A 15,372-nucleotide genomic window follows, 5' to 3' on the forward strand; every position below is an offset into this window, starting at 1 on the left:
AAACAGCCATGATATTATGTGGGTGTTTTCGAAAGGCTCAACGTAACAAACTTCTAGAGAAACCAGGGCTTATGATACAGCCTTTTTTATACTTCCAACAACCTTTCAGAAAATTGCGAAATCTTTTCTATCGTAAGCTGTTGCATAATCTGGTACAAATGGGTTTTAAACATATTGATCGTATGATCTCCACCTTCATTGCCCAGTGCGCCAACACCATACATAAACGGACGACCCATAAAATTAAACTCAGAACCTACGGCATGTGCCCTGGCCAAATCAACACCCGAACGGATTCCGCCATCCATCATGATCTTCAATTTTGATTTATAGGCATCATTTCCGGCAAGTTTAATTAAAGAGTTGATCGATGATTCACCTGCATCAATCTGTCGTCCACCGTGATTCGAAACAATAACCCCATCAACTCCAATTTGTATGGCTGCCTGCATATCTTCATCTGTGGCTATGCCTTTTAATACCAATGGTCCTTTCCAGATTTCGCGGATGGCCGAAACCTTATCGATGTCGACTTTCCCCGTAAACGTTCGGTTCATAAATTGCCCCAGCTGCGACATGTCCATTCCTTTTTCCATGTATGGTTTTAAGGTGGCAAAAGAGGGGATACCATGCTGTAACGTTTTGATGCCCCATAATGGCCTGGCAAATGCCTGTAAAATATTGCTAACCGACATTTTTGGCGGTATAGAAAGACCACTTTTAATTTCTTTATACCTTAATCCGAAAGCAGGAACATCTACCAGTACAACTAAAACCGGACACTCAACCGCTTTTAAACGTGATAAAATATCGTCTCTCAGTTTATTCTCGGTAGGATGATAAAGCTGAAACCAGGCTTTTCCTTCTGAAACTTCAGCAATGCGCTCGATACTACTCGTAGATACCGTACTCAGCGTGTAGGGGATATCGTGTTTGGCTGCCGCCCTGGCCAGAATTTCAGGCGCATTGGGCCACATTAAGCCTTGTAAACCAATAGGAGAAATGCCAAAAGGCGCACTGTACTTACGTCCAAAAAGCTCAACAGACATATCGATATCTCCACCAACACGTAAATAATTTGGTTTTAAGTATATATTATCGAAATCTGTTTCGTTACGAATAAGATTTAGCCCTTCGTTACAGCCCCCCTCCAGGTAGTCAAAGGCAAATTTAGGAATCCTTGATTGTGCCTTTTTTCTTAAGTCGGCAACAGATGGAAATTGCGGGTTGTAAGGGAATGTAATCTTTTTGCTCATTATTTAAAAGGTTGTATTGGTCAGATTCTATTATAAAAAGCGAAAACTAATATTTTCTATTATATTTTCCATCCTGCACTATCTGCTATTTTTAATTTTAGTTAAGGAGAATGTAGAAAAATATTGTTTGCGCAGGTCCGATCTGTCATTCTGAACGAAGTGAAGAATCCTTTGCAAATAAAGCAACATCAAAAAGATCCTTCATTGCATTCAGGATGACAAATGAGGAGAAGATATGTTGTTAAACCCCATAAAAAGCTTTCGCATTATCGGTGAAAATTAATTTCCTTTCATTTTCAGTAAATCTTTCTGCGTATTTATTTACCAGGTTAAACCAATCCTGATAAGGCCTGCTAATCAGCATTACCGGCCAATCGCTACCATACATAACACGCTCAGGACCAAATGCTTCAAAAATTACATCAAAGCAGTTAAATAGTTCTTTCTCTTTCCAGTTTTGCCAATCGGCTTCGGCTAAAAGGCCTGATACTTTACACTGTACATGCGGATTTTTTGCCAAAGTATTGATGTTTTCTGTCCACTCCTTCAAATCCTGACTTTTTACATCTGGCTTGCCGCAATGGTCTAATACAAATGGCTGATCGGGAATTTGATCAACCATTTTTATAATGGCCTCCAATTGATTGTGATAACACAATAAATCATAAGTATAATTGTATTTTTTTAACTGTTTAACGCCAGTAATAAAAGCAGGATTCAGTATAAAATCTCTGCTCTCGGCCTGCAGTACATGTCGCCAGCCTTTAATGGTTTTATGATTTTGCCAATAGCTTAAACGCTCATTCAAATTCGGATTAAGCAAATCAATCCAGCCCACAATGCCTTTTATAACTTCATTCTGCCCGGCCAGTTTAAGGAGAAAATGGTTTTCTTTTTCCGACTGGCTTGCCTGTACCGCAATACAACCTTTAATATTTAACTCGCTATAAATATCCAAAAGATTTTCCGGAGCAAAATCCTTGCGGATGATTTTCATATCGTCGTTAATCCAGCTATCTCTAACCGGATCAAAATTCCAAAAATGCACGTGAGTATCAATCATAAAAAAGCGTTTAGAGTTTAAATATCTGATCCATTAAAATCCATTTTTCGCCTGGTTTTGCACCTGGCAATGCTTGTTGGAATTTCCACATTAAAGTTTCCCATTCCTGCACTTTTGGATTGGCTAAATCAGCTTTTGCTTTTTCATCAAAAGAGAAGCTATCGTTAACCTCCATAATCATAAATAACCGGTTACCAAGGAGATATATTTCCAGGTTTTCGATGCCTGAAGAACTGATGCTTTCTTTAATCTCCGGCCAAACCGATTGATGGTACCGCTTATATTCTTCTATCAGTTTATCATCATTTACGAGATCGAGTGCCAGGCAGTATCTTTTCATGTTAATTTCCGCTGTAAGCTTTAACCGTTTGTTTACTGGTACCTAAACCGTCAATACCCAACTCTACAACATCGCCAGGTTTTAAATACCATGGTTCCGGTTTCTGGCCCAGACCTACACCTGCAGGTGTTCCTGTGGTAATTACATCTCCAGGTAAAAGTGTCATAAACTGGCTGATGTATGAAATCATAAAAGGAACATTAAAAATCAGGTTTGAGGTATTGCCATCCTGTAAGGTCTTGCCGTTAACGGTTAACCACAGACGCAGGTTGTGTACATCGGCAATTTCATCCTGCGTAGCAATAAATGGCCCGATCGGCGCGAAAGTATCGCAGCTTTTTCCTTTTACCCATTGGCCGTTTCTTTCGATCTGAAATTCACGTTCGCTGTAATCATTATGTAGCACATAACCTGCGATGTGATCCAAAGCATTTTCTTCAGAAACATAACTCGCTTTTTTACCCACAACAATGGCCAATTCTACTTCCCAATCTGTTTTTTTGCTATTTTTAGGAATAATCAAGTCATCATTTGGACCAACTATTGCTGAAGTAGCCTTGAAAAATAAAATTGGCTCGGTTGGAATAGGGGCATTGGTTTCAGCCGCGTGATCTTTGTAGTTTAAGCCTACACAGATAATTTTTGACGGGCGTGCCAAAGCAGGGCCTAGGCGCACACCCTTATCAACCTGTGGTAAATCCGCAGATGCGATAGCTGATTTTAGCTTTTCTAAGCCATCTCCACCAAAAAAAGCTTCGTTATAATCGCTAACCAATGCAGATACATCATAGTAATGATCACCTATAATTACGCCCGGTTTTTCTGCTCCTGCCTCGCCAAATCGTATTAATCTCATATTAAAAGTTTATATTTTGTATTTAAAAATAATGTTAATTGTTTAAGGTTGTAAATCCACCGTCAATCGGGTAATCACAACCGGTAATAAACGCAGCTTCATCGCTACATAAATATAAGGCAAGCGCACCGATTTCTTCAGGTTTAGCCATACGGCCAATCGGTTGGGTTTTAGATAATTTCTCGAACATTTCAGGAATATTATCCGGATAGTTTTTCTGCAAAAAGCCATCTACAAAGGGCGTATGTACTCTTGCAGGAGAAATAGAATTACACCTGATGTTTTCGCCGATGTAATCTTTGGCTACACTCATGGTCATGGCTTTTACCGCACCTTTCGCCGTACTGTAAGCAAAACGGTCTGGCAAACCTACCAAGGCTGCTATAGAGGCCATATTGATGATTACACCTCCGCCAGCCAAGCGGATTTGCGGAATAGCAGCGAACAAACAATTGTAAACCCCTTTAACATTTACGCGCATTACCCGGTCGAAATCACTTTCTTCTGTAGTATCGGCTTTGCCAATGTGTGCAATACCTGCATTATTGACTAAAATATTGATGCTTCCAATTTGTTCAAAAATAGTTTTGACCGCCTGATGATCTGAAACATCGCATGCATAACTAAAAGCCTGTTTACCGGCTGCTTTAATTTCATCGAGCGTATCTTGTGCTTGCGCAATACCCAGTTCAATGATGTGTACTTCGGCATCTTGCTTAGCCAGGATAGTCGCTATAGCCCTGCCAATTCCACTTCCACCACCTGTAACTACTGCTTTTTTATTTTTGAGTGAAAACATGTCTATGATAAATTATAATTGATTACAAATAAAATAAATATTCTTAGTTAAAAATTTTATCTTCTTGCCTAAATATTAACAAATATTGTCATACGTCGTGTTCAATACTCAAATCGGAAGGGCAACTTAAAAAAGAATGTTGTTATGGAATTCAGGTAAATATTAAATGAATGGATAAAATTTTTTCTTATACAAGCGTGATATTGAATATCAGCATCATGAAACGGAGCTATGAGCTTGTACTCCAATTTTAATCGATGAACACTCGTCTAAAAATAAATATTTTGACAACTGGCGAGTATGGAAAATTAAATTTTAGCCATAATTTAACCTAAGACGTTTTGCTGATCTGATCCATCGGATTTAATTTCAGCATCTATACTTCAAGAAAGACCCTGAAACAAGTTCAGGGTGAAGACTGCATAAAAATAATAAATTCGTCTAATGCGGATAAATAGATATATCGCAAAAGCTGTATCCCATCAAAAATTACAAAACCATTGTCAGCGTTTGTAACGCGGATGGACGAGAAAAGCGATTTTATCGCAGCAAACAAATTCAAAGTATAATTGAACAAAAAAGCCGATAATTTAGATCATTATCGGCTTATTTATAATTTAAGTTGTTTTTAGCTTAACCTTTATAAAATACCTCATTCCAATGCAATTCATTTCTGAACTGATTGATTTTGGTATCGGCGCCAATGTTAATATATTCTAAACCGGCAATATTGGCAAAATCAGATAAGTGCTCGGTAGTTAAATTCTGACTATAAGCTGTATGGTGTGCTCCGCCAGCATAAATCCATGCTGCACAACCTGTTTTCATATCCGGAAGTGGTTTCCAGAGCACACGTGCAACTGGTAGGTTAGGAAGGTCATTTTCAGCTTCAACTGCTTTTACTTCATTTACCAGTAAACGGAAACGGTTACCCATATCAATTAAAGAAGCATTAAGCGCATCGCCACCGCCTACGTTAAATACCAAACGTGCCGGATCGGCCTTACCACCAATGCCAAGTGGGTGTACCTCTAAACTTGCTTTTCCTGAAGCTAAACTGGCATCAACCTCCAGCATGTGCGAACCTAATACCATTGCATTTGCCGGATCGAAATGATAGGTATAATCTTCCATAAATGCATTGCCACCCGGTAAGCCAGCGCCCATTACCTTACATGCACGCACCAAAGCTGCTGTTTTCCAGTCGCCTTCACCGGCAAAACCGTAACCATCAGCCATCAAGCGTTGTGCTGCAATACCCGGCAACTGAATCATTCCATGTAAATCTTCAAAAGTATCAGAGAAACCTTTAAAGCCGCCATCAACCAAAAACTTACGTAATCCCAATTCAATTTTAGCTGCATCGTAAACCGATTGCTGTCTGGCACCACCAGCTTTCAAATCATCAGCCATTTCGTAAGTAGCTTCGTATTCTTTTAACAAAGCCTGAATAGCTTCCTCATCAATTCCATTAATTACAGCTACTAAATCGCCAATACCATAAGTATTTACAGAAAAACCGAATTTCATTTCCGCTTCCACCTTATCGCCATCAGTAACAGCTACAAAGCGCATGTTATCGCCAAAACGTACAAATTTAGCGCCCTGCCAATCGTTCCATCCGGCAGCAGCCCTGCACCAGGTATCAATCTGTTTCGCTACCTCTTCATCTTGCCAATGCCCAACCACCACTTTGCGGTCTTTACGCATACGCGAAACCATAAAACCAAATTCACGGTCGCCATGTGCACTCTGGTTCAGGTTCATAAAATCCATATCAATGGTATTCCATGGAATATCGCGGTTGAATTGGGTATGCAAGTGTAGCAAAGGTTTTTGCAATACATTTAAGCCCCTGATCCACATTTTGGCAGGCGAAAAGGTATGCATCCAGGTCATTACTCCAATACAATTTTCGTCAATATTGGCTTGCTGCAAAGTTTCAAAAATCTCTTCAGTTGTTTTTACAATCGGCTTGTACACTACCGAAACAGATATGTTTTGGTTTTGGTTCAAAGAATCAGCAACTTGCTGTGCATGTTCTGCTACTTGTTTTAAGGTTTCTTCACCGTACAGGTGTTGTGTACCGGTAATAAACCAAACTTGTAATTTTTTTAAATCAATCATTACTATTTATGTTGTTTTTAATTTATTCAATTCTCCCCGGTCTGTGTCCTCACAGACCGAAATGCACTTTTATTTTCTCTTCCGTGTTCTGTGTTCTCACAGAACATTATCTATATTCTTTTTGAAAAGCAAAGTTCCGTATTTCATCGGTTAGCAAAGTCCTGCTTTTTGTTTTATTCTCAGATAGTAACACAATTGTTGCCACCTAAACCCGACCGTAGCGAGATGCCGATTTTTTTCAATCGGCAGAAGCGGGGGCGGGACTGTTGTAACCTAAATGATGCTGCTATTGCTTTCCAAATCAAATTACTAAATATTTAATTTATCGCTGTAATTTATAAAATTGTTTAGTGAGCCATCTACCATGGAATCATTCGCTGTCATGCTGTACCTCAGCATGACAAAACCTCACAACTTATTTCTGTCCATAATAAGCTCCGGCGCCGTGCTTTCGCTCATAGTGTTTCTCAATTAACGAATCTTTCAACTTCGGTGCCTGCGGATTAATCTGTTGCGTTAACAAAGCCATTTGTGCTACTGCTTCGAGTACCGCACTATTGTAAACCGCTTTCTCGGCTGTTTTACCCCAGGTAAAAGGTGCATGGTTACCCACTAAAATCATTTCTACTTCCTTATAGCTTAAGCCCAGGCTTTCAAAGTGGTTCATAATCTGGAAACCAGTTTCATATTCATAATTGCCCTTAATCATGGCGTCGTCCATTGGTGGCGCACATGGAATATCTACCGTTAAGTGGTCGGCATGGGTGGTACCAAAAATTGGGATGGCTTTTTGTGCCTGTGCCCATGCGGTACCGTAAGTAGAGTGGGTATGCACTACGCCGCCAATATCTTCCCAGTGTTTGTACAAAACAGCATGGGTCTTTGTATCTGAAGAGGGGCGAAGTGTGCCTTCAACCGTGTTCCCATCAAAATCTACAATGACCATTTTTTCAGGTGTTAAATCCTCATAAGGTACACCACTGGGCTTAATCGCAAATACGCCTTTTGAGCGGTCTGCAGCACTTACATTACCGAATGTAAACAGTACCAGGCCTAATTTGGGCAGCTGCATATTGGCTTCGTAAGCTTGTTGCTTTATATCCTGATAGTTGCTCATGATAAATAAGGTTTAACGTCTTTTTTGCTGTATTTCTCTAAATAACGGCCAAGGCCTAAATATTGCTGGTAATGCTGGCGGTAAAGCTTTTGCTTTTTCACGTTAGGTTTGTATTCTTTTTCAAAACCGGTACCCATGGCTTGCATAGCGGCTTCAATATTTGGGTAAATGCCGGCTGCTACTGTGGCAAACATGGCTGCACCTAAAGCGCAGGTATGCTCAAATCGGTGAATCCTGATAGGCATTTCTAGCACATCGGCCATCATTTGCATTATGTAAGCTGATTTTTTAGCCACACCGCCAATACCAATAATTCCTTTTACAGGTACGCCTTGTTCTTTAAAACGATCTACAATAGCTTTGGCTCCAAAACAGGTTGCTGCTGCCAATGCGCGGAAAAACCGCGGAGCATCGGTACCTAAACCCAAACCGGTAATAGCACCTTTAAGTTCCTGGTTGGCATCTGGTGTTCTTCTGCCGTTTAACCAATCTACAGCCAGTTCTGCATAGTCTTCATCGTCTAAAGCTTCAGCCTGTTTACTTAAATTGGCAATAATTTTAGCTTCCAGCTCTTCTTTTAGCGCAATTGCCGTAGCTTCATCAATCAATGTAGATTCCGTTAACAAATGGTTTAGTGGCCAGCTGATTAAATTCTTAAACCAGGCGTATACATCTCCAAAGGCAGATTGACCTGCCTCTAAACCTGCCATACCCGGAATTACAGAACCATTAACCTGTCCACAGATCCCGTTAATCAATTTACCATCTAAATCCTGATTAGGCGCCACTAAAATATCGCAGGTACTGGTACCCATTACCTTACTTAAATAATAAGGTTCTATTTGTCCGCCAACTGCGCCCATGTGTGCATCAAAAGCGCCTACACCAATTACTACATCGGTACTTAAGCCTAGTTTGTTTGCCCACTCTTCGCATAAGGTCCCTGCAGGAACATCAGAAGTATCTGTATCATTAAATAATTTATCTCTGAAACCAGCCAAAAGCGGATCCAGACTGCTAAAGAAATCTTCTGGTGGTAGGCCGTTAAATTCTTCTGCCCATAACGCTTTATGTCCGGCAGCGCAACGACTTCTTTTCATCGCATTCACATCCTTACCACCACAAAGTAAAAACGGTACCCAATCACAATGTTCTACCCAAGATTGCACACTATTCCGAATAGACTGATCGACCCTTAAGGTACGCAATAGCTTTGCCCAAAACCATTCAGACGAATAAATTCCGCCCACATACTTTAAATAATTGGTTTTGAACTGGGTAGCATGCTCGTTAATTTCTGCTGCTTCTTTAACTGATGTATGGTCTTTCCAGAGCACAAACATGGCATTCGGGTTTTCTTCAAAACCAGGTGTTAAGGCCAGGGGAGTGCCTGTGGCATCAACAGCAACCGGACTAGAACCGGTTGTATCAACTGAAATACCTCTTACTAAAGACGCAATTTCTGCACCGCCAGCTTTGGCTAAACAATCTTTTATGGTATGTTCTAAACCTTCAACATAATCTAATGGATGCTGGCGGAACTGGTTAATAGCAGGTTTACAATATAAACCTTTCTGCCATCTCGGGTAAAGAAAAACAGAGGCCGAAATTTCTTTCCCATCTGCGGTATCGACTAGAACAGACCGGACAGAATCAGTCCCGTAATCTACTCCAATTACATAGTTTGCTTTGCTCATAACAATAAATAAATGTCTAATTAACGTTTATTTATTTGAATTAAAAAATTTAATTATTCTTTTGATTGAAAACATCAATTTTATGTAAATTGGACTACTACTATTTACCTCTGATAGGGGATATCCAAACATTTTTTGGTAAAAAATTTCTAATCCTTCACTCCTGCGAAAAAACCTGATGAATTCGCATCGTTTTAATTTAAGGACTTCCTGAATTCCAGCGGCGAAATATCAGTTTTAGCTTTAAATAGCTTACTAAAAGATTGAGAATGCTCAAATCCCAATTCATAGGCAATTTCACTCACCGAAAGTTCAGTTGTGGAGAGTCTTTCTTTGGCTTTTTCAATGAGCTTTTCGTGGATGTGCTGTTGTGTGGTTTGTCCGGTTAAAGTTCTCAACAGATTCCGCATATAGTATTGCGACATATTGAATTTTTCTGAGAGAAACCGAACACTAGGCAAACCATGTTCTTTGAGATTATTACCTTCAAAATAATCTTTGAGCAGAATTTCCAATCGTTCTAAAAATTGATGATGCGATTTGCGACGCGTAATAAACTGTCGCTGATAAAATCGCTCTGAATAATTTAAAAGCGTTTCCAGCTGTGAAATTATAATGTTCTGACTGAATTTGTCAATATTGGTTTGATATTCCTGCTTGATGTTATCAGTGATCTGCTGGATTTTTATCTCTTCATCTTCAGATAAAAATAAGGCTTCATTAACGGAATAATCAAAGAATTCATATTTCTTGATTGTGCTAGCCAAGGGTGTATTCCAAAGAAAATCCGGATGAATCATCATCATCCATCCGGACGGATTTTTGCCATTCTCTTCCCGTATAATGCTCAAAATCTGATGTGGTGCCATACAGAACATCACGCCTTCATCAAAATCGTAATCCTGCTGTCCGTACCGATATTTATGATCCATATCTCTTTTGACAGAAATCATATAAAAATCAAATATCAAACGCTGCTTTACACTTTCCCTCGCCGGCGCCATATCTTCAAAATTAATCACACTGATGAGCGGATGTTTTGGCTTTGGCAAGCCTCGTAAAGTGTGGAACTGAGAGATGGTTTTTATTCTTATCGGCGAATCAGACATCAGTTTAATATTTAATCAAATTTAATGAATTTAAATTACAGGCTATTTTATCTCCTGGAAATAAATGTCATTTTGCAAATCTTCGATCAAAGTAGGGTGTTGAGGATCCCAGCCTAAGGTTACCCGGGTTGCTTCACTTGAAGTTAAATTATTAAGTTTGGCAAAATGTGCAAACCAGCCGAAATGCGCCGCTGCTTCATCTTTTGTTAAGGAAACAAGTGGAAGCTGCAATTTTTCGGCAATAAAGGTTGCAATGTCTTTAAAAGGAATTCCCTGTTCTGCAACTGCATGGTACCTCGTTCCGCTAATAAACGGTTTTTCCAAAGCTAAGCGGTATAATTTGGCTGCATCTAATACGTGAACAGCAGGCCAGAAATTACTACCATCATTAATCATCGCAGCTTTTCCTTTCTCTTTTGCAATATTAATCGAGGTTGGAACAAAACCAATTACATCTCCTTTACCGTGAACAGATGGTGAGAGTCTTACAACGGCAACTTTTACGCCTTTTGCGGCTACAGCATCCGCTGCATTTTCCGTTGCGATTCTGGGATGCGGATTGTTTGCTGAAAAATCTTTTTCGGTTGTGATTCCGTCTTTTGAAAAAAGTGCAGTTCCTGAAGTGATGAGAAACGGTTTGTCTGTTCCCAATAAAGCTTCACCTATAGCTTCAATCACTTTTCCATCCAGTTTACACATTTCCTCAAATTTTGTAAAATCGTGAACAAATCCTAAATGAATCACTGCATCCGAGGCCATAGCTCCTGATTTTAAACTATCAAAATCGTTTAGATCTCCGCGCAGTGCTTCTGCCCCGGCTGCAAGCAATTTTTTTACTGATTCTTCCGAGCGGGCCAATCCCAAAACCTGGTGCCCATGAGCCAATAACTCCTGTACTACGGCCGTTCCTACGAAACCTGTAGCACCTGTAACAAATACTTTCATTTGATATCATTTAATGAAGCAAAGTTCAGATTTGGTTTCTTAACCCCTGTAGCCAAAAAGCACTTTCTTGTAGCCGAAATGTGATTTATGGCCTATTTTAATCGTTAGGCATTTAACTAGTACTAATCCACTTTTTTGATAGGATAAAGAAATTTAAAAGCATTGGAAACCGCCTGATGCATAATTGTTCCATGGTTCTCTTGTGGTAAAAAATCGAAATACACTTTTACATTGTTATTTTTAAAACCGTTTATTTTTTCGGTCAGCAAATTTGCATCCACTTCCATTACGCGGGGCATTTCGGTTGGTGTTAAACCTTCTTTTCCAACCGCAATGTAAACGTTAGTATGCTGGTTAAAATTGCTTTCACTGATTTTTGATTCCTGGTTTAACAATGAACCGTTATCCCACCATAAACTAGGGCTAATAATAATATATTGACTAAAAAGTGTAGGTTTTTTAATTAAAATTTCAGCAGCCAGCAAACCGCCTAAAGATTGACCGATAATGGTTTTGCTGTTATTCGTTTTATATTTTGACTGGATATAAGGCTCAAGTTCTTTTTCAATAAATGAAATAAATTTATCGGAGTGGCCGGTAGTAGGATAGCTTTTTTGATCGCGCGCAATCGATGTTGGAAAAGTAAAATCCCTTTTACGATCGACAGTTGCAATGCCTACCACAATTGATTTTGGCACCCGATTTACCCATTCGAAGCTGTTAAACTGCACGAGCCCAACGATATGAATAAAATCTTCCTCAGCAGAACCATCAAGTAAATAGATGACCGGATATTTTGTAGTATCGCTCTGTTGATAACCTTCCGGAAGATAGACGTTCAGGATTCTTTTCTCCGCCAATGCTTTTGATTGGATTTCGTCTATAAGGCCTAAAACAAAAGGTTTACGCTTTACTGTATCTGTTGGCCTGTTCATTTGCCCGAAAACTACGGCCGCATAAAAAGTTAGCATAACAGTTAATAGGGTTTTATTCATATGTTAAGGAATAACGGGTGGTGATAAGATGTTTTTTTGGAAAAATACAATTTTCAACCGGGCTGAGAAAATTGATGATGTAAAATCATTCATTTTACTGTTTCCATGTCTTAGTTTAAATAACCGGTAATTCTTCCAGCGAAAAGAATTTGATCCACCTTATTTTTAGCATTAGCTGTTCTTAAAATTTAAATTTTAAGTGTTTTAATCCGCATTAAAAATCTTTAGCTTATGCTAAGAATTTACCTGACTGGTTAATTAAATTTACTTATATTTACGAAGAGAACAGATGGTATATTGGTTATTTATATTTTTTTATATCTGATTTCTAAATTAAGCCATCCAGTTATTCCATTACCAATAAAATGATAATTAACGCAAACGAACCTCAATATTCAATAGCTGATCCTTACCCATGGTACAAATGGGTTCAACAGGAAAAACCCATTTTTAGAACGCCCGAAGGCATGTGGATGATTACAGGCTATGAGGATGCAATGATGTTATTAAGCGATCCCCGTTGTTCGCATTGGGGGCAGGACAGTCAAATTTTTCAATATTTAAGCCCGGTTGAAAAAGCTATTGCGCAAACATTACATGCGCTGGCACCCGGCAATACACCCTCATTTCGTAAACAGATTATGCATCAGCTTGCTGCCAGAACACTCCAGGTTGATGAAGATGATATGAAACAACTGGCAGATGAAATTCTTGATGAGCTTCGTCCTTCCTCTAGGATCGAATTTATGAATGATTATGCCCATCCTTTTACATTCGGAACAATTTGCCGGGTGATGGGCGTACCGCAAGAGGAGGTGAGCTCATTTTCTAAAATAGTGGGTGGCTTAAAAGGCGGATACCTTAGTTTTGTTGATGAAAAATCATGGGCGAATGGTGAGGACGAACCAAAAAAAATATTTATTGATACGTTGCGAGGACTGATCGCATTGAAGCGGCAAAAGCCTGGTAAAGATTTGTGCAGTGCTATCCTTGCCGTTGTACCAGATGATGACGGGGATGATTCTTTTATCATTTCATTGATGGTTCTGCTTTTTTATGCTGGCCATCAGAATATGATGAATTTTATGGGAAATGCTTTGGTTGCACTTCAAGGCAGGGTAGAAGACCAGGCAACGCTTCGCGAAAGCCTTTCCGCTGCCATAACAGGTGTGGATGAACTGATCCGTTATGATTCTCCGCTGCAATCTGTTTTACTCATTACCCAGGAAGCGATAAATCTTCATGGCATTAATATTCCTTCAGGCAACCAATTGCTTATTAGTATAGGTGCGGCAAACAGGGATCCTGCAAAATTTGAAAACCCGGATCAATTAATATTGGGGAGAAAACCAAACCATCTGGGCTTTGGCGCGGGCGCTTTCAGGTGTATAGGTGCAAGACTTGCGCAAATTCAGGGCGGTATTGGCCTGCACCGTTTTTTTGCACATTTGAGTGCTTACACTGTTGCTGAAAATATAAGCTGGAGCAATTTCAGCGTTCAACGAGGACCATCTTCTATTTTATTGGATATAAACTGGAATCATGAAGGATAAATTAGCCACTGGAAGTGATTTTATTGACCGGTACGATCACATGATCCTGTCTGATGCGATGAAGGCCATGTATGGTAATTCAGGTTTTTACAATGTAGGCGATTGGACCACTAATCCTTCCAACCTGGAAACTGCGTGCGAGGCACTCGTCATAAAACATCTAGATCTGGTAGCAATACCGCAAGATCCCATTATGATATTGGATGCGGGATGCGGACTAGGAAAGGGTTCTGGCGTTATTGCCCAACGGTTCGGCAACGCGCACGTTGTTGGGATCAATATTTCTGAAAAGCAGATTTCGTTTGCACAGGAGGCTCGTGCTGGTATTGATTTCCAGGTGATGGATGCTACAAGAATGGAGTTCCCAGACGAACATTTCGATTTAATCATCAGTATTGAAGCTGCATTTCATTTTGATACCCGAAAAGATTTTCTTGATTGCGCCTACCAAAAACTCCGTCCAGGCGGTCAACTTATTTTTTCTGATATGTTACTGAACAATACGGAATGGATTGGAAGCTGGTCTGTACCAGCAGCGAACCTGATTACCGATATAAATGATTATACCAAACTATGTATAGCAGCGGGCTTTCGGCTACTCCAATGCAACGATATCAAGAATTCTTCTATAAAGGGATTTTGCAATCATCTCCGCAATGCAATGCAACTGACAGATCTTGCCGACGGGCTTGAAAACTCGGTTATTGCCTACCTGCTAACGAGTTTAAAGAAACAATCATTATAAAATTCCTGCAACAAATGCCCCAGAGTTTTCCAGGGTAATCATTCCAATCTTTTACAGTGATATTGAACTTGTTTTTACTGTTAACAAATACCTTTTACTCAATAGGACATTTTGCGAAATCGCTAAACAATAATAATGTTAAAACTTAAAGCAATGCGCTCATTGGATGAAAGATTCTGACTTACCGAGTGCGGCACTTTGCTGTTAAACAAAATGAGACGCCGATCTTTCGGTGTATACCTTACCGTATTAAAATTTTCGGGCCTTGTACGGGATGATGCCCATAAATTATCTGATAGCTCTTCAAATGAAAGGTCACCACAGCCCGGGGCAGTTCTGATATAATAAACACCGCTGATGTAAGAGCCGTCGTGTGTGTGCATGCGTTCATAATTTCCGGGGGATGAAATACTAATCCATGAATCTGAGATGGCGTACTTATTGCCAGGCCGGGTTTCGAGGATATCCAAATACTGGCCGATCTCATTAATTAGTGCACTGTGCAAAATACCGAATTCGCTGCGCGCAAAAATATCAGGGACAGATCCGTATGTGGTATACAAATTAGTACGGGTAGACAAAGGAACCTCCTGCTTCAGTAAATGAGCGGCTTCAACCAACCGCTCGTTCGCTTCATTACTAATGAGATCGTCCTTATAATAAAATGCTTTGGGAAAGAAATATTCTACAGGCATACTGTCCGATTAAATCATTGGTTCAAGGATGAAAGAAATAGTGTGTTTCATATATTAAATCATTTATAATACAGT

General features: G+C 39.7%; 14 protein-coding genes. 2 read left to right on the forward strand and 12 right to left on the reverse strand.

What is annotated here, in order from left to right; translation table 11 throughout:
• Positions 1–86 precede the first annotated feature (86 nt).
• The 11 genes from OQX63_RS00140 to OQX63_RS00190 form a co-directional block, all read right to left on the reverse strand.
• Complete coding sequence (locus OQX63_RS00140; RefSeq protein WP_265848872.1) at positions 87–1,256, reverse strand: alpha-hydroxy acid oxidase; 1,170 nt, start codon at positions 1,254–1,256, stop codon at positions 87–89.
• 241 nt (positions 1,257–1,497) lie between these two features.
• A complete protein-coding gene (locus tag OQX63_RS00145; RefSeq protein ID WP_265848873.1) occupies positions 1,498–2,319 on the reverse strand; it encodes an amidohydrolase family protein in 822 nt (273 codons plus the stop codon).
• Positions 2,320–2,329: 10 nt separating this feature from the next.
• A complete protein-coding gene (locus OQX63_RS00150; RefSeq protein ID WP_265848874.1) occupies positions 2,330–2,659 on the reverse strand; it encodes an L-rhamnose mutarotase in 330 nt (109 codons plus the stop codon).
• 1 nt (position 2,660) lies between these two features.
• On the reverse strand, positions 2,661–3,515 hold the full coding sequence (locus tag OQX63_RS00155; RefSeq protein ID WP_265848875.1) for a fumarylacetoacetate hydrolase family protein: 855 nt from the start codon (positions 3,513–3,515) through the stop codon (positions 2,661–2,663).
• Between the two features lie 34 nt (positions 3,516–3,549).
• A complete protein-coding gene (locus OQX63_RS00160) occupies positions 3,550–4,314 on the reverse strand; it encodes an SDR family NAD(P)-dependent oxidoreductase (protein WP_265848876.1) in 765 nt (254 codons plus the stop codon).
• A 633-nt stretch (positions 4,315–4,947) separates the two neighbouring features.
• Positions 4,948–6,441, reverse strand: a complete 1,494-nt coding sequence (araA, locus tag OQX63_RS00165; protein WP_265848877.1) for an L-arabinose isomerase — start codon at positions 6,439–6,441, stop codon at positions 4,948–4,950.
• A gap of 415 nt (positions 6,442–6,856) precedes the next feature.
• Positions 6,857–7,558, reverse strand: a complete 702-nt coding sequence (locus tag OQX63_RS00170) for an L-ribulose-5-phosphate 4-epimerase (protein ID WP_265848878.1) — start codon at positions 7,556–7,558, stop codon at positions 6,857–6,859.
• Entirely contained in the window at positions 7,555–9,255 is a 1,701-nt protein-coding gene (locus OQX63_RS00175) for a ribulokinase (protein ID WP_265848879.1), read from the reverse strand. The genes OQX63_RS00170 and OQX63_RS00175 overlap by 4 nt, the downstream gene beginning before the upstream one ends.
• A 194-nt stretch (positions 9,256–9,449) precedes the next feature.
• Positions 9,450–10,364, reverse strand: coding sequence for a helix-turn-helix domain-containing protein (locus tag OQX63_RS00180; RefSeq protein WP_265848880.1), 915 nt, complete (start codon positions 10,362–10,364; stop codon positions 9,450–9,452).
• Positions 10,365–10,406: 42 nt separating this feature from the next.
• The gene (locus tag OQX63_RS00185; protein WP_265848881.1) at positions 10,407–11,309 is read right to left on the reverse strand and encodes an SDR family oxidoreductase; all 903 of its coding nucleotides are present in this window, start codon (positions 11,307–11,309) and stop codon (positions 10,407–10,409) included.
• A gap of 122 nt (positions 11,310–11,431) precedes the next feature.
• Positions 11,432–12,304 carry an alpha/beta hydrolase gene (locus OQX63_RS00190; protein WP_265848882.1) on the reverse strand — a complete coding sequence of 291 codons (873 nt, stop codon included), beginning with the start codon at positions 12,302–12,304 and terminating at the stop codon, positions 11,432–11,434.
• 365 nt (positions 12,305–12,669) lie between these two features.
• Between OQX63_RS00190 and OQX63_RS00195 the strand changes: the two genes are divergently transcribed.
• Positions 12,670–13,857, forward strand: a complete 1,188-nt coding sequence (locus OQX63_RS00195) for a cytochrome P450 (protein WP_265848883.1) — start codon at positions 12,670–12,672, stop codon at positions 13,855–13,857.
• Positions 13,847–14,602 (forward strand): class I SAM-dependent methyltransferase, encoded by a 756-nt coding sequence (locus OQX63_RS00200; protein ID WP_265848884.1) that lies wholly within the window; start codon positions 13,847–13,849, stop codon positions 14,600–14,602. The genes OQX63_RS00195 and OQX63_RS00200 overlap by 11 nt, the downstream gene beginning before the upstream one ends.
• 122 nt (positions 14,603–14,724) lie before the next feature.
• On the opposite strand, the gene OQX63_RS00205 is transcribed toward OQX63_RS00200, so the two are convergent.
• Entirely contained in the window at positions 14,725–15,297 is a 573-nt protein-coding gene (locus OQX63_RS00205; protein ID WP_265848885.1) for a TIGR02466 family protein, read from the reverse strand.
• Positions 15,298–15,372: the final 75 nt, after the last annotated feature.

It is taken from the genome of Pedobacter sp. PF22-3 (assembly GCF_026239555.1).
Taxonomy (GTDB): domain Bacteria; phylum Bacteroidota; class Bacteroidia; order Sphingobacteriales; family Sphingobacteriaceae; genus Pedobacter.

Coding starts and splice junctions, on each gene's coding strand:
- OQX63_RS00195 (WP_265848883.1), top strand. CDS start 12,670: ATGATAATTAACGCAAACGAACCTCAATATTCAATAGCTGATCCTTAC.
- OQX63_RS00185 (WP_265848881.1), bottom strand. CDS start 11,309: ATGAAAGTATTTGTTACAGGTGCTACAGGTTTCGTAGGAACGGCCGTA.
- OQX63_RS00190 (WP_265848882.1), bottom strand. CDS start 12,304: ATGAATAAAACCCTATTAACTGTTATGCTAACTTTTTATGCGGCCGTA.
- OQX63_RS00205 (WP_265848885.1), bottom strand. CDS start 15,297: ATGCCTGTAGAATATTTCTTTCCCAAAGCATTTTATTATAAGGACGAT.
- OQX63_RS00170 (WP_265848878.1), bottom strand. CDS start 7,558: ATGAGCAACTATCAGGATATAAAGCAACAAGCTTACGAAGCCAATATG.
- OQX63_RS00200 (WP_265848884.1), top strand. CDS start 13,847: ATGAAGGATAAATTAGCCACTGGAAGTGATTTTATTGACCGGTACGAT.
- OQX63_RS00180 (WP_265848880.1), bottom strand. CDS start 10,364: ATGTCTGATTCGCCGATAAGAATAAAAACCATCTCTCAGTTCCACACT.
- OQX63_RS00150 (WP_265848874.1), bottom strand. CDS start 2,659: ATGAAAAGATACTGCCTGGCACTCGATCTCGTAAATGATGATAAACTG.
- OQX63_RS00175 (WP_265848879.1), bottom strand. CDS start 9,255: ATGAGCAAAGCAAACTATGTAATTGGAGTAGATTACGGGACTGATTCT.
- OQX63_RS00140 (WP_265848872.1), bottom strand. CDS start 1,256: ATGAGCAAAAAGATTACATTCCCTTACAACCCGCAATTTCCATCTGTT.
- OQX63_RS00155 (WP_265848875.1), bottom strand. CDS start 3,515: ATGAGATTAATACGATTTGGCGAGGCAGGAGCAGAAAAACCGGGCGTA.
- OQX63_RS00160 (WP_265848876.1), bottom strand. CDS start 4,314: ATGTTTTCACTCAAAAATAAAAAAGCAGTAGTTACAGGTGGTGGAAGT.
- OQX63_RS00145 (WP_265848873.1), bottom strand. CDS start 2,319: ATGATTGATACTCACGTGCATTTTTGGAATTTTGATCCGGTTAGAGAT.
- araA (WP_265848877.1), bottom strand. CDS start 6,441: ATGATTGATTTAAAAAAATTACAAGTTTGGTTTATTACCGGTACACAA.